The sequence below is a fragment of the Cohaesibacter sp. CAU 1516 genome (genome assembly GCF_005771485.1).
Classification (GTDB): Bacteria; Pseudomonadota; Alphaproteobacteria; order Rhizobiales; family Cohaesibacteraceae; genus Cohaesibacter; species Cohaesibacter intestini.
This window is the reverse complement of the sequence record NZ_VANT01000001.1, coordinates 1,487,857-1,507,910: the sequence shown is the minus strand read 5'-3', so window position 1 is coordinate 1,507,910 and position 20,054 is coordinate 1,487,857. Positions and strand designations below refer to the sequence as shown.

At 55.4% G+C, this 20,054-nt stretch carries 11 protein-coding genes; 4 read left to right on the top strand and 7 right to left on the bottom strand.

What is annotated here, in order from left to right; translation table 11 throughout:
* Positions 1-13: 13 nt before the first annotated feature.
* The 4 genes from glgC to malQ are packed head-to-tail and all read left to right on the top strand — an operon-like array spanning position 14 to position 6,952.
* Positions 14-1,279 carry a glucose-1-phosphate adenylyltransferase gene (gene glgC, locus FDK21_RS06830; RefSeq protein WP_138147894.1) on the top strand — a complete coding sequence of 422 codons (1,266 nt, stop codon included), beginning with the start codon at positions 14-16 and terminating at the stop codon, positions 1,277-1,279.
* Complete coding sequence (glgA, locus tag FDK21_RS06825) at positions 1,280-2,719, top strand: glycogen synthase GlgA (RefSeq protein WP_114011285.1); 1,440 nt, start codon at positions 1,280-1,282, stop codon at positions 2,717-2,719.
* Positions 2,712-4,841 (top strand): glycogen debranching protein GlgX, encoded by a 2,130-nt coding sequence (glgX, locus tag FDK21_RS06820; RefSeq protein WP_246657499.1) that lies wholly within the window; start codon positions 2,712-2,714, stop codon positions 4,839-4,841. Before glgA ends, glgX begins: the two co-directional genes overlap by 8 nt.
* Positions 4,838-6,952 carry a 4-alpha-glucanotransferase gene (gene malQ, locus FDK21_RS06815; protein WP_138147893.1) on the top strand — a complete coding sequence of 705 codons (2,115 nt, stop codon included), beginning with the start codon at positions 4,838-4,840 and terminating at the stop codon, positions 6,950-6,952. The genes glgX and malQ overlap by 4 nt, the downstream gene beginning before the upstream one ends.
* An 86-nt stretch (positions 6,953-7,038) precedes the next feature.
* Here the strand turns inward: malQ and FDK21_RS20590 are convergent, their stop codons facing one another.
* The 7 genes from FDK21_RS20590 to FDK21_RS06780 form a co-directional block, all read right to left on the bottom strand.
* Positions 7,039-7,359: a YARHG domain-containing protein gene (locus tag FDK21_RS20590; RefSeq protein ID WP_157967774.1), complete on the bottom strand. Its 321-nt coding sequence runs from the start codon at positions 7,357-7,359 to the stop codon at positions 7,039-7,041.
* Positions 7,360-7,582: 223 nt separating this feature from the next.
* A complete protein-coding gene (locus tag FDK21_RS06805; protein WP_138147891.1) occupies positions 7,583-9,334 on the bottom strand; it encodes a flavodoxin domain-containing protein in 1,752 nt (583 codons plus the stop codon).
* A gap of 52 nt (positions 9,335-9,386) precedes the next feature.
* Positions 9,387-14,867, bottom strand: a complete 5,481-nt coding sequence (locus FDK21_RS06800; protein WP_246657498.1) for a glutamate synthase-related protein — start codon at positions 14,865-14,867, stop codon at positions 9,387-9,389.
* Between the two features lie 617 nt (positions 14,868-15,484).
* Positions 15,485-15,946: a hypothetical protein gene (locus FDK21_RS06795; protein ID WP_138147890.1), complete on the bottom strand. Its 462-nt coding sequence runs from the start codon at positions 15,944-15,946 to the stop codon at positions 15,485-15,487.
* A gap of 137 nt (positions 15,947-16,083) precedes the next feature.
* Complete coding sequence (locus FDK21_RS06790; protein WP_114011280.1) at positions 16,084-17,151, bottom strand: ABC transporter ATP-binding protein; 1,068 nt, start codon at positions 17,149-17,151, stop codon at positions 16,084-16,086.
* On the bottom strand, positions 17,139-18,872 hold the full coding sequence (locus FDK21_RS06785) for an iron ABC transporter permease (RefSeq protein ID WP_138147889.1): 1,734 nt from the start codon (positions 18,870-18,872) through the stop codon (positions 17,139-17,141). Before FDK21_RS06785 ends, FDK21_RS06790 begins: the two co-directional genes overlap by 13 nt.
* A complete protein-coding gene (locus FDK21_RS06780; RefSeq protein ID WP_138147888.1) occupies positions 18,872-19,843 on the bottom strand; it encodes an ABC transporter substrate-binding protein in 972 nt (323 codons plus the stop codon). Before FDK21_RS06780 ends, FDK21_RS06785 begins: the two co-directional genes overlap by 1 nt.
* Positions 19,844-20,054: the final 211 nt, after the last annotated feature.

Below are 20,054 nucleotides of genomic sequence, written 5' to 3'. Positions count from 1 at the left end.
TAGGGAGGTTGCCATGAAATTAGATCGCGAGACTTCAAGACTTGCAAACCAGTCGATGGCCTTCATTCTGGCCGGAGGCAAGGGAAGCCGCCTGCAGGAATTGACAGAGAAACGGTCAAAGCCTGCAATGTATTTTGGCGGCAAAAGCAGAATTATCGACTTTGCCCTGTCAAATGCGGTCAATTCCGGCATTCGCCGCATTGGCGTGGCAACCCAATATAAAGCCCACAGCCTCATCCGCCATTTGCAACGCGGCTGGAGCTTCTTCCGTGAGGAACGCAACGAATATCTCGATATCTTGCCAGCCTCCCAACGCATGGACACGGAAGCCTGGTATAAGGGCACGTCCGACGCGATCTATCAGAATATCGATATTCTCGAGAGCTACGGCGACAAATATATCGTTATTCTGGCGGGCGATCACATCTACAAACAGGATTATGCATTGATGGTTCGCCAGCATGTGGAGTCCGGTGCCGATGTGACTGTTGGCTCGATCGAGGTGCCTCTGGAAGATGCCACAGCTTTCGGGGTGATGAAGGTCGACGAGAATGACCGCATTCTTGAATTCTTGGAAAAACCTTCCAATCCGCCTCATATGCCCGGTGACCCGACCCGTGCATTGGCATCGATGGGTATCTATGTCTTTGAATCCAAGTTTCTTTATGAGATTTTGCGTGAGGAAGCTTCCCGCCCGGATACCAACAATGATTTCGGCAAGGATATCATTCCGCGCCTCGTCAAGCATGGCAAGGCCGTTGCGCATCCCTTCAGCCGCTCTTGCATCCGGTCCGGCCTTGAGCAAAAGCCATATTGGCGCGATGTGGGCACGATTGATGCTTTCTGGGAAGCCAACATTGACCTGACCGACTTCATTCCAGAGCTTGATATTTATGATAACAATTGGCCGATCTGGACCCATCAGGAACTGACCCCACCCGCCAAATTCATCCACGATGAAGAAGGCCGCCGTGGTCAGGCTGTCTCCTCCATGGTGTCCGGTGGCTGCATCATTTCCGGTTCTGCGCTCAACCGTTGTCTGCTGTTTACCGGCGTCAAGGCGCACTCCTATTCAAAGATCAGCGGCGTTGTGGCGCTGCCCTATGTTGAGATCAACCGAAAAGCTCAATTGAAAAATGTCGTGATTGACCGCGATGTAAAAATTCCGGCCGGGCTCGTTGTCGGTGAAGACCCTGAACTTGATGCCAAGCGTTTCCGCCGCACCGATAAGGGAATTTGCCTCATCACCCAGCAGATGATTGATAAACTGGATCTGTAAATGAACGTACTTTTTGTTGCCTCCGAATGTGCGCCCTTCGTTAAGACGGGCGGTTTGGCGGATGTGATCGGATCGGTTCCAAAGGCCCTTGAGGCTCTTGACCATGACGTTCGCATTCTGGTGCCCGCCTATCCGGCCTTTGACAAATGGCTCGACAAGGGTGAAGTGCTGATCGAACTGGATGACCTGTTCGGCGGCCCCGCCCGTGTCCATGCCGTGCGTGCCAAGGGGCTGAATATGCTGCTTTTGGAGGCAGCACATTTGTTTGACCGTCCCGGTTCGATTTATCTCAATCCGAATGGTGAGGATTGGGAGGACAATGCCATCCGTTTTGGGGCTCTCTCGTTGATTGGCGCCAAGATCGGGCTCGACGGCATTGGCGGCTGGAAGCCAGACGTGATCAATGCCCACGACTGGCAGGCGGGACTGGTTCCCGTCTATCTCAGCCAGTCTGGGCGGTCAGCACCGCCGGTGGTCATGACCATTCACAATATTGCTTTCCAAGGCCTGTTCGATTCATCGGTGCGTGGGCCGCTTGGGCTGTCTGAGGGGTTGTTCAATATCGACGGGTATGAATATTGGCACAAGGTCGGCTTCCTCAAGGGGGGGCTGGCTCTGGCCGACAGGATCTCCACCGTCAGTCCGACTTACGCAACCGAGTTGTTGACCCATGAGTTCGGTATGGGGCTTGAAGGATTGCTGCAATCGCGTCGCAATCACCTCAGCGGTATTTTGAACGGCATCGATACCGATACCTGGAATCCGGAGACTGATCCGGCTCTGATCAAGACCTATGGTCCACGGTCTCTCAAACACCGTGCCACCAACAAGATGTGGATCGAAGAGAAATTTGGCCTGCGCAGCAACGATGATGCGCCGCTTTTCTGCGTGATTTCGCGTCTGACGTCGCAAAAAGGGCTGGATTTGCTCCTCGATACGATCCCGACGATCATCAAGCGCGGGGCTCGGCTGGCCTTGCTCGGATCTGGCGATCATTGGCTGGAAAATGGCTTCAAGGCGATGGCGGAGCGCTTCCCCGGCACCATTGGTGTCGAGATCGGATATAACGAAGATCTGTCCCACATGTTGCAGGGTGGCTCGGATGCGATCCTCATTCCATCGCGCTTTGAGCCTTGTGGGCTGACACAGCTCTATGGTTTGCGGTACGGCACCATTCCTGTCGTGGCGCGCACTGGCGGACTGGCAGATACGGTGATCGACGCCAATGAGGCCGCTCTGGCGACAAAATGCGCAACCGGTGTGCAATTCTCTCCAATCACAGTTGACAGCCTCGACAAGGCGATCAACAAGACTTGTGATCTCTTTTCCAATTCGAAACAATGGAAGACCATGATGCGGCGCGCGATGACTCAGGAAGTTGGCTGGGATCAATCCGCTTCGCTCTATGAAAAACTGTTTTCATCCCTGATGCGTGAGTAGTCCCATTCGTACCAACCATTCCACCCGATACCACATTTCTGGCGGCAAACCCCATGCCTTGGGGGCTCACTTCGACGGAGAGGGCACCAACTTTGCCGTCTTCTCTGCCAATGCCAGTCAGATTGACCTGTGTCTCTTTTCCGACGACGGGCGGCGTGAGATTGATCGTATCACCTTGCCAGAGCGCACGGGGCCGGTCTGGCACGCCTATGTCGAGGGGTTGAAGCCAGGTACGCTTTACGGCTATCGCGCCCATGGCATTTATGCGCCAGAGCAGGGCCATCGGTTCAATTCCAACAAGTTGCTTTTAGATCCCTACACAAGGGAGATGCATGGCAAGTGGACGTCATCAGCCACATTGTTTGGTTACCAGAAAGGGGCCTCCGGCGGTGATCTGACCTTTGGGGCCGCCGACAGTGCCAGTTGCGTGCCGAAATCGGTCGTTTCCGACCCGGCCCTGAACCAGTTTTTGCGGACAGAAGCGGCGACGATCAACGGAAGAGACCTGATCTACGAGGCGCATGTCAAAGGCCTGACCAAGTTGCATCCGAAAGTGCCCGAAGAGATACGCGGCACCTATGAAGCTTTGAGCAGCGATGCCATGATCGACCATTTGCTGTCGCTCAATGTGTCCGCGATTGAGCTCATGCCGGTTCACGCCTTCATTGATGACGAGTTTCTGATCAATCGCGGCCTCAAAAACTATTGGGGCTACAACACTGCGGGATTCTTTGCCCTCGAACCTCGCTATATGGGGCCGAATGGTCTTCTCGGCTTCCGCTCGATGGTTCAGCGGCTCAAGGAATCTGGCATCAAGGTCTATCTGGATGTGGTCTATAACCACACGGCAGAAGGCAATCAGAACGGCCCGACCTTGTCCTTCCGTGGTCTTGATAACGCCTCCTATTACCGTCTGATCGCCGGTCAACCACGCTATTATGTCAACGATACCGGCACAGGCAACACGGTCAATGTGGCTCATCCCTATGTGTTGAGAATGGTACTCGACTCCTTGCGTTATTGGGTTCAGTGCATGGGCATTGACGGCTTTAGGTTTGACCTTGCCACTACGGTTTGCCGCGAAGAGCATGGCTTTGACCTTTATGGCGGTTTCCTTGATGCCATCCGGCAGGATCCGGTGCTTCAAAAGGTCAAACTGATTGCCGAACCATGGGACATCGGCCCGGGTGGCTATCGTCTGGGGGGCTTTCCGCCTGAATTTTCCGAATGGAATGACAGCTACCGCGACACCACCCGCCGTTATTGGAAAGGGGATCCGCAAACCACGCCGGATCTCGCCTCGCGTTTGCTGGGCTCGGCGGACAAGTTTGACCGCGCAGGGCGTCGGGCCTGGTCGTCGGTCAACTTCATTTCTGCCCATGACGGCTTCACGCTGGCTGATATCGTGCGATACAACAATCGGCACAATCTGGCCAATGGCGAAAACAACATGGATGGCCATGGGGCCAATTACAGCGACAATTGCGGCTTTGAAGGGGATACCGACGATCCGGTCATCAATGCTCGCCGCCACCGCCGCCAGCGCAATTTCATCGCCACGCTCTTCTTCTCTCAAGGCACCCCGATGTTGCTGGCCGGAGACGAAATCGGCAACAGCCAGCATGGCAACAACAATGCCTATTGTCAGGACAATGAAATTGGCTGGGTCAGTTGGGACAAGGCGGATGACAACCTGAAGGCCTTTGTGTCCTATCTGTCGGATTTCCGCCGCGATCACAAGACGCTGCGACAGGATCGCTTCCTTCATGGGGCCAAGCGGCCCGAAGACGATCAGCCGGACGTGCGATGGACCGACTTTTCCGGCTTCCCGCTGCAATGGCGCGATCCGGGGCTGTCTAGCATCTGCGTCACGTTGCGTTGCTGTGCCGAAGCGCCGACCTACGAAACCAACGACGACGTCGTTTTCCTGATTTTCAATCGCAGTAATGTGGCTGCGAGTGTTGTCCTGCCCCCACATCCTGAAGGGTACCACTGGGTCAGAGCAGTGGACACGGCACTTCAGGTCCAATCGCCAAAGCGTGAGCCACGCGACGAAACGACGGAGGTCTCCGGTTCGTCTGTGGTTGCCTTGATACTTGAAGTGGATACTGACCCATCATGAATGTCGACAAACTCAATCTGCTTGCCAGACATTTCGGAATTCACCCCAACTATAATGACTTTGACGGTAATCTCGTTAATACGTCGATCGAAACCCAGATTGCCCTGTTGAAGGCCAATGGTCTGGCGCTGGACAATGAGGCCATGATCGATGAGGCCATTGCCTTCTATGTGGCCGTGGAGGAAGACCGCTGGTTCCCCCATGAACTGGTCACCGGGGCAGGCTATGGCTATGAATGCAATTTTGGCCTCGGCGCAAAGTGGCATATCGAACTCGATGATCAATTGAGCGAAGACGTGCGGTCTCAGGTCCATCCTGACAGCCTGTCGGGTGTTGCTGATACCCATATCTCCCTGCCTGCACTGCCAGCCGGCATTCATGATCTCATTTGCGAGGTTGGAGGGCGCTGTGAGATTGTCACCATTATCTGTGCGCCGCATCGTGCGCCTGCAATTGAAAGTCTGACCGGAAAGTCACACATCTGGGGCCTCAATGCGCCGCTTTATGGCCTGCGCAGTGAGCGCAATTCCGGACTGGGGGACTATGAAGATCTGGCGCGTCTGGCTGAGTATACCTTGTCGCTTGGCGGCAGCTATGTTGGTATCAACCCGGTTCATACGCTGGGCTTCAATGATCTCGATGCCATGAGCCCTTATTCGCCGAGCCACCGCGGCTTTTACAACACGCAGCATATCGCAGCCGACTTTGTACCCGGTCTTGATCAGATCCCCGAGGCGCGGGCCCTGTTCCAGACGGTGGAAGCGCAATGGGATGAACTGCGCCGCTCTGAGAGCGTGCGGTATCGCGATCACCGGATCTGTCATAATGCCGCTTTGCGCGATCTCCATACCTTGTTCAATGCCCATGCGAGTACGGAAAGCAAAATGTGCTTCCAGACCCATCGGCAGGCAAGTGGTGACTATCTCGAGCGTTTCGCTCTGTTTGAGGCGCTTTCCGAGCTTTATGGGCAGGATTGGCGCCGCTGGCCGGCAGCTGTGCGAGACCGGGACGCAACTGCGCTCGATCAGCATCGTACCCGTCTGGCGGCCCGGATCGACTTCCATGCCTGGCTACAATGGGTCGCCGAAACCCAGCTTGCCGACGCGCAGCGCCGCGCCTCCGCCGATGGCCGCTCGATGGGGCTCTATCTCGATTTGGCAGTCGGTGCGCGCCATGGCGGTGCGGAAAGCTGGTGCGAGGCTGACAGTGTTGCCATGGGCGTTTCTCTGGGGGCTCCACCCGATCAACTCGGACCTGACGGCCAGAATTGGGGTCTGATGACCTATGCCCCCAAAAAGCTCGCCTTGAACAAATATCGCAGCCTGCGCAAGATCTATCAGTCGGCAATGCGTCATGCTGGTATCCTGCGGATTGACCATGTGCTCGGCCTCAATCGCAGCTTCTGGATCCCAGAGGATGGCAGCCCTGGGGCTTATGTATCTCAGCCAATGGATGTTTTCCTTGCCATTCTGTCCATTGAGGCGAATGCGTCTGGCACATCGATCATCGGCGAAGATCTGGGACTTGTGCCAGAAGGTTTCCGCGAAAAGGTTCAGGCGCGTGGTGTCTATGGTTATTCGGTCCTGCAATATGAGAAATGGCCCGATGGCGCGTTCAAGCATCCAGATGATCTGCGCCAATACAGCCTTGCCTGCTTCAGTACCCATGATACGCCCACGCTCAAGGGATACTTAAGCGGCAGTGACATTGTCTGGCGCGATCGCCTGAGTGGAGATGGCAGCCGCCACTCTCACGAAGCCAAGGAAAGTCGCCGACGGGATGTGTCGGCACTTGCTGCGATGAACGGCGAAGACGGCAGTATGGATGACAGTTTCGACCATCTGTTCGACGTCGTGCATGGAAAGCTCGCAGCCTCCAAGGTGGCGATGATATCCGTGCAGATGGATGATGTGCTTGGTCAGGAAGAGGCACAAAACCTGCCCGGCACCATCGATGAGCATCCAAACTGGCGCCGCAAATACGCGTTGAGCCTCACAGACCTTGATACAGCTCCGGGTTTTCAGAAGATATCGGACATGATGGAGCGCAATGGCCGCAACATCGACCCGCCTTCGGGACTTGAAAATCCAGACGAACAATCGATCCACTAGTCAAACAAAAAGCCCCGCAATCAACCGATTGCGGGGCTTTGTTATTCTGATCCGATGACCTGATCAGGCATCAGTCTCAACGGGTCTTAACGGCAGCCAAAGCGCCGCTCCCAACTCACGATGCGATTGACACGCCGTTGCTGCGAAGCGGTCAACCGACCCCATGGCGCATAGCATCGTGGGCCGAAAACCTGGCGAGCGCGGCGGGTTTTGAAGCAGTAGCCCTGACGGGCATAGATCGCATTGCGCGCATGCCACAATTGATTGCAGCTCATATATTGGTAGCTCTGTGCTTGGGCCAAACCGGTGAAGCTGAACTGACCTTCGGTGTTGGAGAGAAGTGAGCTCGAAATGAAAAAGCCGGTTGCCAGCAATAGGACCGACAGCAAGGAATGAATTCTAACCATGAAAGCCTCCGGGCAAGACCAACCACGCCTCGCCATGATGAACCTGAACATCCCCACTATACGCCAACGCGAAATGTTCAACAAGGAAGTGGGGTGTACTAGATCATAATAGGCAAGAAGATAGAAAGGCGTAGGGCCAGTTGGTCTGTCTTCTCTCCAACAGGGCCCACAAAAAAGCCGACCCAGAGGGCCGGCTTTCATCATGGATTCGAGACTACGCTATTCAGTAGACGTCGCGGACATAGCGTTTGTCTTTTTTGAGGCGGTTGACATAGTCGACAGCCTGATCTTCATCCAGGCCGCCATGTTCGGCAATCACATTATGCAGGGCTTGGTCGACATCTTTCGCCATTCGGGTCGCGTCGCCACAGACATAGAAATGGCCGCCTTCCTCGAGCGCTGCAAACAGGTCCTTGCCATTTTCCTTCATCCGCGTCTGAACATAGATCTTTTCTTTCTGATCACGCGAGAAAGCAAGGTCGAGGCGGTTCAATATGCCGGACGCCTGCATCTCAGCCAGTTCGTCCTTGTAGATGAAATCGCATTTTTCATGCTGATCGCCAAAGAACAACCAGTTCATGCCACCAGCACCCAGTGCTTCACGCTCCTGCAGGAAGGCGCGGAATGGCGCAATGCCAGTACCGGGACCCACCATGATCATCGGCACATCGCCATTTTCCGGCACTCGGAAGGCCTTGTTTGGTGAAATGAAGACCTTTGAAGCATCGTCACCAACGCGGTCTGCGAGGAAACAGGAAGCAACGCCCACATGTTTGCGTCCGTGGCTCTCATACCGAACAGACGCGATCGTCAGATGAACCGAATCCTCGAATTTCTTCGAGCTGGAGGAAATCGAATAGGCGCGATGCTGCAAAGGCTTGAACATCGAAACCAGTTCGTCAGGGGAAAACTTGACTTCCGGATGTAGCCGCAACAGATCAAGCGCATCCTTGGACCACAGATAGGCCTCCATGGCCTCCTTGTCGCCATGGCCAACAATGTGGGCCAGATGGTCGTCATTGGCCCGCTCGCACACCGCTTTGACGAACTCGCTGTTCGGGGTCGAAATCTCGAACTGACTGAACAGCAATGCCTCAAGGGACTTGTCCTTGCCCGCGATCGCCGTATCACCCGAGACACCCAGATGCGTCAGCCAATCGGCCACCAAAGCCGGATCGTTGGTCGGAATGACATTCAGTGCATCGCCCGCTTCATATTTTGGTCCGTCATTCGACAGATCAAACTCGTAATGGCGAATTTCCTTGGCTGATCCTTCGCCGGACAGGAGGCGATTGACCGTGACCGGAGCCTCAAATGGGTTTTTCCGGGTCCATTTGGATTTTTCCGGTTTCTGCGCAGCTGCCGCAGGGGTGACCGCATCGCCAGACCCGGCAGGCTTCTGCTTGGCAAGTTCAGCCAGAACCTCATTGGTCCAGCTTTCAGCCGGTTCTTCGAAATCAACATCGCAATCGACGCGCGGCACCAGCCGTTTGGCGCCCAGCTGCTCAAAGCGCAGGTCGAATTGTTTGCCTGCTTCACAGAATTCGTCATAGGCCGTATCGCCCAGCGCCAGAACGGCAAACTGCATATGCTCCAGACGCGGCGCGGTGGTGGCCTTAAATGCATCCCAGAACAACTCGGCATTGTCCGGCATTTCGCCTTCGCCATAGGTGGACGTGACGATGAAGACAAAGTCCATTTTGAGCAGGTCTTCAACTTCGATATCGTCGAGCGATGCAACGCTTGCATTGATGCCATTGGAGCGCATCGACGCCCCAAGATCTTCAGCAACCGACTCCGAGTTGCCCGTCTGCGTGCCAAACAGAATATGGGCGGTCAGGCTTGCGGTTGATTCCTGAGCGGAAGCCTGCTGACCCTGCAGCATCTGGGAGTGCAAACCGGCATAAAAACCGGCCAGCCATGATTTCTGATCGCTGGAGAAGGGCGCGTCATCAGGAAGAAACGGGAGGTTCATGATATGTGATCCGTTCGTTGGAATGGGCGAGGCGGGCGGAACGGCAGGTGTCCTAAGACACCTGCTTGATCAGCTCGATGCTGGACGTTGAAGCAAACAGAGCTTCAAAGTCGGGCAATGTGCCCATGGCTTCACGGTTCAGTCGATCCTGCAGCAGGATCCAGCCATAGGTTCCAATGGAATCCATCAGCCGGACATTCCGGTTGGACAGGGCCGTCTTGTAGTCTTTCATCCGCTTGTCGGACACCATCACGGCAATTTCCATGTCGGAATAGCTTGACAGAGCCTGACGGGCGATCGCCGCCAACTTGGTCATCAGCGTAAAGTCCTCGGTCAGGATCAATTTGCGAACGCCAGAATTGAGCGTTGCATCATCGATATCCTGCCCCTTGTAGCGGCCTTTGACGATCTGTTGCGCCATGTTGATGACGGTGTAGTTGTTGAGCAGCTCATACATCAGCTTGGTGTCGTTCTGACCCTGCTGAGGCACCATGCCGTTCGCGACCAGTTTGCCATCGCGATAGGCTTCCTTGAACTTACGGATCTGGTAGGAAACCAGAGCCTGTGCCAGCTCTTCGGTCAGCTCTTTTGGCGTGTTGGCTTTCAGGATCGCCTCATAGTTCTGGTAGGTTTCGAGCGCCAGAGGGGTCGCAAACTTGAAGTTAGCGAGTTCTGTTTCAAAATTCTCCAGAAGGAAACGGGCCTTGGCCGAATTGGTGAATTTTACATGCCGTTCCAACAGCGTTTTCACCGCGATCCGGTGCAGCTTGGCGCGGTCACTGTCCGTATCAAGGCGGTGCAGTTTGACCGAGTCATGGCTGTAGAGCGATTCCAGCTGATCATACGGATCATACTGATAGGCCACACCACCGGACATGCCGTTGCAGAAGCCTTTGCCAAAGCCACCAAGGTTCATGATGGCGCCATTGGTCATATATTCGCAGCAGAAATCGCCAACGCCTTCGACCACCGCCGTCGCACCGGAGTTACGAACACCGAAGCGGTCACCGGCTCCCCCTTCGACAAACAGGGCCGAGCCGGATGCACCGAACAGGGCAAAGTTGCCGATGAGATAGTTTTCGGTCTCTCCGCCACCCGGAGAATGGATGGCAATGTTGCCGCCGGATGCCCCCTTGCCAACACCGTCGTTGCAGGTGCCGGTATGATGGAACACCATGCCCGAGTTGCAGAAAGCAGCATAGGACTGACCGGCAGATCCATGGGTATGGATTTCCAGCAACTCCGGCTTGATCAGGTTGCGGCCACGGTCATCGGTATAGATTATTGGCATAGATGCCAGATGTTTTTCCGACAATTCATGCTGCAGCATACGCTCGATATCGATCGCCAGCTGGCCACCAACGGTCTTGTTGCGGTTGTCGAGTTTCTTCTCGACCACCAGCTTGACCCGGCTCTGATGACGCTGAACAGCCTGATTTTTGAAGTCTTTCAAGAGCTGGTTGTCGACATCAAAATTGGCTTCAAGATAGACAGGCTCCTTGATTTTGACCTCATGGACCACCTGCAGCATCTTGCGCAGATCCATTTGACCGATGGCGCTTGGATGCTTGACCAGATGCAGATAGTCCGCACGGCCCCGCGCTTCCTTCAGGCTCTTGAAGCCAAGGCCTGCAAGAATTTCGCGCACCTCGTGAGCAATGTTCAGCAGATACTGGGCCAGCGCCCGTGGATCACCATCAAACACTTCGGAGTTGGTGGTCAGACCGGCTGGGCATTTGACGTTGCAGTTTTTCGCCATGACGCATTTCAGCATCATCAGAGCCGTGGTACCAAACTCAAAGCTGTCCCCACCCAGAAGGGCCGATTTGACAACGTCGGAGGCCGTCTGATGGGCGTTCGAGCACCGCAGAATAACCTTCTCGCGCAAGCCATTGACACACAGCGCCTGATGCACTTCCGCAAGGCCGATTTCGGCAGCCCGGCCGGTGTTTTTCAACGACGTCACAGCCGCCGCACCCGTGCCACCGGTGTTGCCGGCAATGTTGATCACATCGGCGCCAGCCTTGGCCACACCAACCGCAATCGTGCCGATGCCCTCGGACGATACGAGCTTGACGATAACCCGCACGCGGGCTGCTTTTGCATCGTGGATCAGCTGTGCCAAATCCTCGATCGAATAGGTGTCGTGATGCGGTGGAGGGGAGATCAGTTCTACCCCAGGCGTGCCGCCACGGGCCGCCGCGATTTCCACCGTCACCTTCTTGCCGGGCAGCTGACCGCCTTCACCGGGTTTTGCACCCTGTGCGATCTTGATTTCCAGCTCTTCAAGGGTCGGGTCGGCCAGATAACCGGTCCAGACACCAAAACGACCAGATGCCAGCTGCTTGATGCGGCTGGAACGAATGGTGCCATAGCGGGTGAAATGCTCCCCCCCTTCACCAGAGTTGGAGAAGCCGCCGGCCATGTTCGTGCCATGCGCCACCGCTTCGTGGGCTGGCGCAACCAGAGCACCGTGAGACATGGCGCCCGAGGCCAGGGTTGCCGTTACTTCGTGCGCAGGCTGGATTGCATCCAGAGGAAGCTTCGGATTGGCCGACTTCACATGGTCGAAATAGAAGTTTGCCTGACCGGATGCCTTGATGTGAATGACATCATCTTCGGTTTCAAGGCTTTCGAGCTCCTTGCCAAATTTGCCTTTGAGCGCAACCGTCAGCGCGATCAACCGGTCATGGGTGGCATTCTCTGTCAGCGTGACGTCGAAATGACCTTCGCCATTTGAGTCCACAGTCATGCCGCGCACAACGAAGTTGTTGTTGCCAACCAGATCATGCTGGAACAAAGACTGCGCAAACTCATCCGCCGACATGGCCCAGTTGATATCGGCAGGGAAGGCCAACACATCACGCAGGGCGGCAGGACGTTTTTCGCGCTCCTTGAACAAATCAAGTGAGAATTTCCGATAGCTCTCGGTGATCTGGAAGGCGTCAATCTCTTCCGGCGTCAGACGGCTGAAGCTGGTATTCTTGTAGGCTTCCGAGCCTTTGCCATAGGCATCTTGCAACCGCGCGACTTGCAACAGGCGCAGGTCCGTCGTGTCGATGTCATCGGCATCCCCGGATGGCTTGTTGCTCTGGATCGGCTCTTCGGTCATCTCCACGAAGCCACGCACGGCGGCGGTGCCGTAGGTATGGCCAGCGCCTTCGGAGCGTTCCTTGAACAGGCCGAGCAGCGGAATGTCTTCTTCCTTCTCTACCTGACAGGCGCGTTTGTGCCAGTCGACAACGCTCTGCGCGATAGCGGCAAAATTCACGCCGCCAACCGTGTTGCGCATGTTCGGGAAGTAGCGCTTGAGGATTTCTTCGTCGGTATCAAGGAAGTTCGGCTCGAAAAACTCGCCGCCAATATAGCTTTCGGCGGTGCACAGACCGACCTTGCCCATGGTTTTCATCAACGACTTGTTGGCCGCCTTGATATAGCGGGCAATGCCAGCTTTTACTTCGGCAGCATCGCCTTTGGCGAACAACTTGGCACGGGCTTCAACAACGATTGGCATCAGCGCAGAGGCCCCGAAACCAAGGGTCGTCGCAACCTGGTGGGCCGAGGCGATCTGGCCGCTTTCGGCGATGATGGACACCCGGAAGCGCAAACCCTGCTCGATCAGCCGCTGGTTGGCTGCCGAGATCATCAGCGGCAGCGGGATTGCAGCCAGTTTTTGATCGACCATTGCATCGGACAGAATGATGATGCCGCCACGTTCACGGGCCGCTTTCTCCACCTGATCGCAAACCCCATCAACCGCAGCAATCAGGTCATCCTGAGCCTTGGCGCTGTCCGCATTGTGATCGATCTCGAACACCATCTCGATTTCGGTGACCTTCACATCGCTCTGGGCACGAATGGTGGCCAGATCGTCAGGCGAGAGAACAGGGCTCTGAACAACCAACTGCTTGGTTTCTTCATGATTGAAGTGGGGCTTTGGCCCCAGCGCCACACGCAGGGTCATGCCATCGGCTTCCCGCAGGCTGTCGAGCGGCGGGTTGGTCACCTGCGCAAAACGCTGCGAGAAATACTTCGCCATGCCGCCTTCCTGATTGGTCAGCGAGTTGATGGCGACGCCATAGCCCATGGCCGAAATTTTCTCCGAGCCTGCCTGCATCATCGGGTCGAGCAGGAATTTATAGCTTTCCTGATTGAGACCATAGGCAACCGAACGCTGAACATCGTTGAAGTCGGCGGATACTTCCGTTTCGCCTTCCTTCTGCGGCAGATCGGCAAGATTGTTGCGGGCCTTTTCGAGCAGGGCGCGATAATCACGCTTCTTGGCAAGCATTTCCAGCGCGTCGGCAGAGGTGTAGGACTTCTTCGTTTCGTGGTCGAAATAAAGCATGCCGCCAGCCTCGATCCGGCCACGACGGATAATGCTGTCCGGTTCGAAGTCAATCTGACCGGCTTCGGACATCACGCACAGATAGTCGTCGGTTTCAACCGAGCGCAGCGGGCGTAGTCCAAGGCGATCAAGCCGAGCACCGATTACGGTACCATTGCCGAAAATCAACGCAGCAGGGCCGTCATTCTTCTCTTCATAAAGAGAGAAATATTCGAGCATTACCTGAACATCTTCGCTGAAGCGACGATCATTTTCCCATGCCGGAGGCATCATTGCCACAACGGCGGTGATCAGATCCAGATCATCTTCTATCAGACGCCGTTCCAGCGTCTGGTCAAGACGGGCAGAATCCGACTGACCCGGAGGGGAATAGATCTGCTGGTTCTTCATCTGCGCGATTGCAGCTTCAGACAGACGGTTCTTTTTGTCGGTGTTCAACTCGCCGTTATGCGCCATCAACCGGAAGGGCTGCGCCATGGAAGGCTGCGGCTCGGTGTTGGTCGAGAAGCGGGTATGGAAGAACATCGAGTGAATTTCGTGGTCTTCGTCCATCAGATCGATGAAATAGGGAATGATCTCATTGGAATTGAGACGGCCCTTGTAAACCTGCGTATGGGCAGACATCGACAGGGGATAGAGGCCCTTGAGGCTCGGCTCGAGATAGGCCACCTCTTCGATCGACATCAGCGCATCGTGAATGCGGCGATCAAAGGTCTTGGCATCCATGTCATTGGGTTTGATAAAGACGACCTGATGCACCGTCAGCATAAATTTGACGGCAGCAGGGCGAATGACTGCATTGTTGACCGGTGCGTCACGCACGAGAATGATCCGCAGATCATGCTTCTCAAGGCTTTCCTTGATCAGCTTGTCGGCTGCATCCCAAGAGCGTTTGTCCGCAGGCAGGAAGAAGTTGCCAACGCCGAACTCACCAAGCTCAAGTTTGCTCATGCCTGTGATCTTGCGGAAGAAGGACAGGGACAAGTCGACGCATACCCCCGCACCATCGCCTACGCCTTCAGAGCTCATGCCGCCACGATGGGGAATGGTGCAAAGAGCTTCGTGCCCCTTGACCAGAACATCATGGGTCTGCACCCCGGATTTGTAGGTCATGAAACCGACGCCGCAACTGCTTTTTTCAAAGCTGTGGTCATAAAGGCCATAAGAATGCTGAGACTGTTCCAAACCGTAAGTCCTCACTTTTTAGGTCTGCGATCCGCATTCCGGGCTCTAATTGTGAACCCGAGAGGGACAGACCGCTGTCTTTTCTCGAAACCGGGCAGCTATGCCCTTAGTGACGGCGATCGTCTGGTCGCCGGCTCTGTCGCCAACGGCACCCGGTCCGGTGCCTCGCGCCCTGTGCCTTGTGAGAGTATCTGTGGCGATCTGCTCACATTTGCGGCATCCGTATCGAACTCTAGCGGTTCGGGGCGCAAAAATCCCGGACAACCATTGTAAATAAAAAGGTTGCCGAGAAAATAGATTTCAGAACTGCCCAAGTGCGTAAATGTTAAGCAAAGAACCGTCAAGCGTCGAAGGGCAAAAAACGAAGACATTTTGCACTAAAAGGCTGTTTTAAGGCTCAAAATGCGCAATTGTTTCTCTTAAGCCGTGAATTAAATACGATTGTTCCGTTTGCTAAAACTTGCAAAAAGGCCCGGATTTGTGGGAATTTCTGCGTCAAAAGGCCACAGTCATAGAGACTGTAGCCCATTTGGTTATGAAACAATTGTATTCAGTATCTTCTGTGGCGGCAAGAGGGCTGCCGAGCAAAGGGTCTGGTTATGAAATATGCGTGGCCTTTATGGGCCAAAGCGTGTGATGACCATATTGCCTTGCCGGTCATTATAAGCCCGCACAACGAATGGGCGCCCACCCTTGACCGCATTCATCATTGTTTGAATGCCGCGGCTATTGGTTCGGAATGTGCAGCCCCGAGAGGAGCACAGGCTCTGTACCCATTTGCCATTGTCCCGAAACATCAGTTTGTTTGGCTCTCCGGGTCGAAAACCCCGATCAGACCAGGCGCATTCGCCGCTGCGTGGTGCGCGTGCCGCAGCCCCGGTGGAGGCAGGACGAAAGGTGAGAGTGGCAAAGGCTTCCTGCGTTGACACGCGTTGCCCGGCAACGGCCTGCATCTGCTGGCCCGGATTGCACATCAGCACATAGTCATTTGCCGCCTGGGCGTTGGTGCCAATCGTCAAGCCTCCGACAAGAGCAATGGTTGCGGCAAAAGTGGAAGAGGTAAGCATTGAGCGAGACATGAGGGTACTCCATTGTTGAACTCTGACAGCTGCGTCACTCATGGGTCGTCGTGAGGCAGCGATCGGTTCAAACAAAAACAGAAGAAATGATACGTTCCTCAAAATGCGATGCTGAGTTCGAGGATTTGCACGCGCATCTAAGCCACGGCCTGACCAAAGGCCCAGCCATCGGTGAAGGTGAAGCGAAGCATTTCTCCAATTTTTGCCGGTTGGTTGGCATAGGCTGCGACAGATGTCTCGTCCGGCATCTGCAAATGCAGGCGGTAGCGTTCGCCCAGATAGGAACAACCACTCACGCGCGCAGCCAACCCGCACTCCTGATGCAGCTGTACATGCTCGGGTCTGACGCAGACACGCACAGCACTGGCATCTGCGAGCCCGTTCACGCTTTCGCTTTGGCGCACCTTGAAGACCTGTCCATTGACGACCACGTCTCGTGTCGCACCACCTCCGCAGCCCTCCAGATGACCAGTCAGGATGGCACTTTGACCGATGAAACGGGCGACCCGTTCGTTGGCTGGCTGCTGGTAAAGATCCTGTGGTCTGGCCACCTGTGCTATTTCGCCATCAAACATCACGGCGATCCGGTCCGCCATCGCCATCGCTTCTGCTTGATCATGGGTGACATAGACCATTGTGGTTTGGGTGCGGGCGTGAAAGTCCATGAAGGTCTGTTGCATCACTTCGCGAAGATGGGCATCCAGATTGGCCAGAGGTTCATCAAGCAGCACCGCATCGGGATTCATCACCAGACAACGGGCCAGCGCCACCCTTTGGCGTTGACCGCCAGACAGGGTGGAGGGTGAGGCGTCCGCAAAGTTAGTCAGGGACACCACATCCAAGGCCATCGACAGGGTCTCGTCCAGCTCACGCTGTGATACGCGGCGTATCTTCAAAGGGTAGGCGATATTGTCGGCCACCGACATATGGGGCCAGAGCGCATAAGACTGGAAGACAATGCCCATATTGCGCTCTTCGGGCGCCAGATGAATGCTTTCATTGGAAAGGATTGCATTGTCCTTTGCTATGATTCCGGCATTGGGATGCTCAAATCCGGCCGCCAGCCGCAGCATGGTGGTCTTGCCGCAACCGGACGGGCCGAGCAGGGCTATCAACTCCCCATCTTCGATATCGAGAGACACCGCTTTGAGGACATCAACATCACCAAAGCGTTTGCTGACACGATCAAAACTCAGCTTCGCCATGGAACCACTCCTTTGGGCAATTGGTTGCCGAGCAGTTCGACCAGCGCCATCAGCACCAGAATGACGGCGACCACCAGCACGGCAACAGCAGAGGCGAGCACGCTGTCGCCACTGTCATCCAGATTGAAAATGATCACCCCAAGCGTCTCGTTGCCCGAGGACCACAAAAGCGCGGACACGGTCAACTCATTAAAGGCCGTGAGAAAGACCAGCAAACCGCCCGCCGCGGCGGATGGAGCCACTGCAGGCAGCAGGATGTCGATGATCCTTCGCCCACGTGAAGCACCACAGGCCTGTGCCGCTTCTTCCAGATTGGGGTCCATCTGTTGGAAAGAACTGAGGACAGGTCTCAGTGATATGACAAAGAACCGCGCCAGATAGGCAACGAAGATGATTGCCAGCGTGCCATAGAGACTAACGTCAATCAGCGGAATGCGTTGGAAAGTCAGGATGCAGGCAATGGCCAACACGATCCCCGGCAGGGCATAGGGCACCTCGACCAAAACATTCAGCAGATAGGCCAGCCGGTTCTTCTCCCGGTTCATGCCATAGGCAAGCGGCACGGTGAGAGCAAACAGCATCAGGGCCGCGCCAAGCGAAAGGGCAAAGCTGTTGCCAAAGGCCCGAATCGTTGCCCCTTGGCGGAACAGCACTTCGCGATAGGCTTCAAGGCTGGCCGTTTCTGCTGATAGCGTCAGGCCAAAAGCAGGCACCAGAGAGGCCGAAATCAACGCCAGCATCGGAATGACAAAGATAATGCCGAGCAAAGCCCAAAGTCCCAGCTCGACCGCCAGACGATAGCGCCCCAGCGATAAGGCCAAAGGCCGCCCTACCACCCCATGCAGCCGAAAGGATTTGCCCCGAACCAGCCAGTGATGCAGCATCACGCCAATCGTGGCAATCAGCCCGATCAGGATCGCCAATATGGCCACTTCCGACAGGATCGACGGGCCAAAAGAGGATAGTTTCGAGTAAATCAGGGTCGGCAACATTTGGATATTGGCCGGAATGCCCAACATCGCAGGAATGCCGAAATTGCCTATTGCGGTGACAAAGGTCATGGCGATACCGGCAATCAACGCAGGGCTGGTAATTGGCAGCACAATATCGCGCCAGACCTGCCAGCTCGAAGCACCAGCCAGCCGTGCTGCTTCGACCTGTTCACGCGGCAGTTGGCGGAGCGCCGCCCGCAAGATCAGGAAAATGATCGACCCATGCTGGATGCCCAACAACAGCGCGATACCCTGAAAGGAATAGAGCGGCTGAGGCGAGCCCAGCGGTGGGGCAAGGTTCAGCATCTTTAGAAGAGCACTCGTTGGGCCAAACAATTGCAGCCATGACAGGGCGGTGATCTGCGGCGGGATCATCATCGGCAACATGAAGCAAAAGACGAGAGCGGTCTTGCCCCGGATGTTGGTCAACGCCACAAGAAAGGCAAACAGCCCACCAAGCAACAGCGCGATCAGCGTTCCCAGAGCCGAAATGGATACCGAGTGCCACGTCGCGTACCAGGTCTGGGATGCCTGAAAGACCGAAAGCAAATGATCCGATGAAAAACTGCCATCGATCAAGACGCCTTCAAGCATCAGACGCAGGATCGGAACCAGGCATAACAGGGTGATGATCGGGGCAAGAATGGGTAGAAAAAGGCCTGACCGGTCAGAAGACCGGCCAGTAAATGTGTGAAATACACCACCATACCCAATAGGGCGTGGGGGCATTATTTCACTCCGAACAACTCGGCAAAGTGTTTCTTGTTGTCATCGGCATTCTTCAGGGCAGCGGCAGGATCAAATGCCATCAGCTTGATCTGATCGCGAGCAGGGAAGCCGGCAGGCACAGCCATGTCAGACTTGGCTGGAATATATCCCTGATCCAGAACCAGCTGCTGGCCTGCATCAGACAGCAGGAAGTCGACAAACTTCTGCGCGGCTTCAACATTCTTGGCGGTTTTCAGAATGGCGACCGGCTCCGTGACGTAGGAAACGCCTTCTTTGGGGAAAACAAACTCAACCGGGGAGCCTTTGGCCTTATTGCGGATGGCGAGGAAATCGACAACCACGCCATATGGCTTTTCGCCAGACGCGACGGCCTTGAATGTGCCACCATTGCCACCCTTGGCACGTGCATCATTCTTTGCCAATGCTTCATAATAGTCCCATCCCAACTGGTCATTGCCTGTCAGGGTTGCCAGATGGATCAGCGCCGCGCCCGAATAAAGTGGGCTTGGCATGGCAATCATGCCTTTCATGTCGCCTTTGGCCAGATCCTGCCAGCTTTGGGGCTGATCCTTGACACCGGTATTATAGACGATACCGCTGGTGATCAGCTTGGTTGAATAGTAAAAGCCTTCCGCATCATAAAGCGCGGGATCATAGGCTGCGGCAAAGTCGGATTTGTGGGCCTGCAGATGACCTTCCTGCTTCAGGCTTTCCAACGTCACCGTGTCGGCAATCAGCAAGACGTCCGGGCGTACATCGCCAGCCGCGATTTCGGCCTGCAATTTGGCCATGACCTTGGTGGTGCCATCGCGCACCCAAGTGACCTTGATATCAGGGTTGGCGGCCATGAAGGCGTCAACGGTCTGCTGGGCATCCTGATTTGGCTGACTGGTATAAAGAACCAGGTCGCCGGACAGGGCTGGGGTCGCCAGACAGACGGCGAGAAGAGAAGTGACAACAATTTTCCGCATATGATTGCTCTCGAGTATGGAATCCGGGGGGCAGCGCAGGGCGCCGATAAAGACGGCATCTAAGGACCGAACGATGAAGCCGCCATGACGCGGATGTGAAAGTCCTTTGACAAACGCGCAACGGTTTGATGACAGACCTGTCGGATGAGGCAATCCAGACAAGTATAGGGCGGCAAAAGAAACCCCCCGTGTCTAGAGACAAGGGGGCTCG

Excerpts from the sequence above, each read along its gene's own strand:
- glgC (WP_138147894.1), top strand. The coding sequence starts at position 14 with ATGAAATTAGATCGCGAGACTTCAAGACTTGCAAACCAGTCGATGGCC.
- glgA (WP_114011285.1), top strand. The coding sequence starts at position 1,280 with ATGAACGTACTTTTTGTTGCCTCCGAATGTGCGCCCTTCGTTAAGACG.
- malQ (WP_138147893.1), top strand. The coding sequence starts at position 4,838 with ATGAATGTCGACAAACTCAATCTGCTTGCCAGACATTTCGGAATTCAC.
- FDK21_RS20590 (WP_157967774.1), bottom strand. The coding sequence starts at position 7,359 with ATGGTTAGAATTCATTCCTTGCTGTCGGTCCTATTGCTGGCAACCGGC.
- FDK21_RS06805 (WP_138147891.1), bottom strand. The coding sequence starts at position 9,334 with ATGAACCTCCCGTTTCTTCCTGATGACGCGCCCTTCTCCAGCGATCAG.
- FDK21_RS06795 (WP_138147890.1), bottom strand. The coding sequence starts at position 15,946 with ATGTCTCGCTCAATGCTTACCTCTTCCACTTTTGCCGCAACCATTGCT.
- FDK21_RS06790 (WP_114011280.1), bottom strand. The coding sequence starts at position 17,151 with ATGGCGAAGCTGAGTTTTGATCGTGTCAGCAAACGCTTTGGTGATGTT.
- FDK21_RS06785 (WP_138147889.1), bottom strand. The coding sequence starts at position 18,872 with ATGCCCCCACGCCCTATTGGGTATGGTGGTGTATTTCACACATTTACT.
- FDK21_RS06780 (WP_138147888.1), bottom strand. The coding sequence starts at position 19,843 with ATGCGGAAAATTGTTGTCACTTCTCTTCTCGCCGTCTGTCTGGCGACC.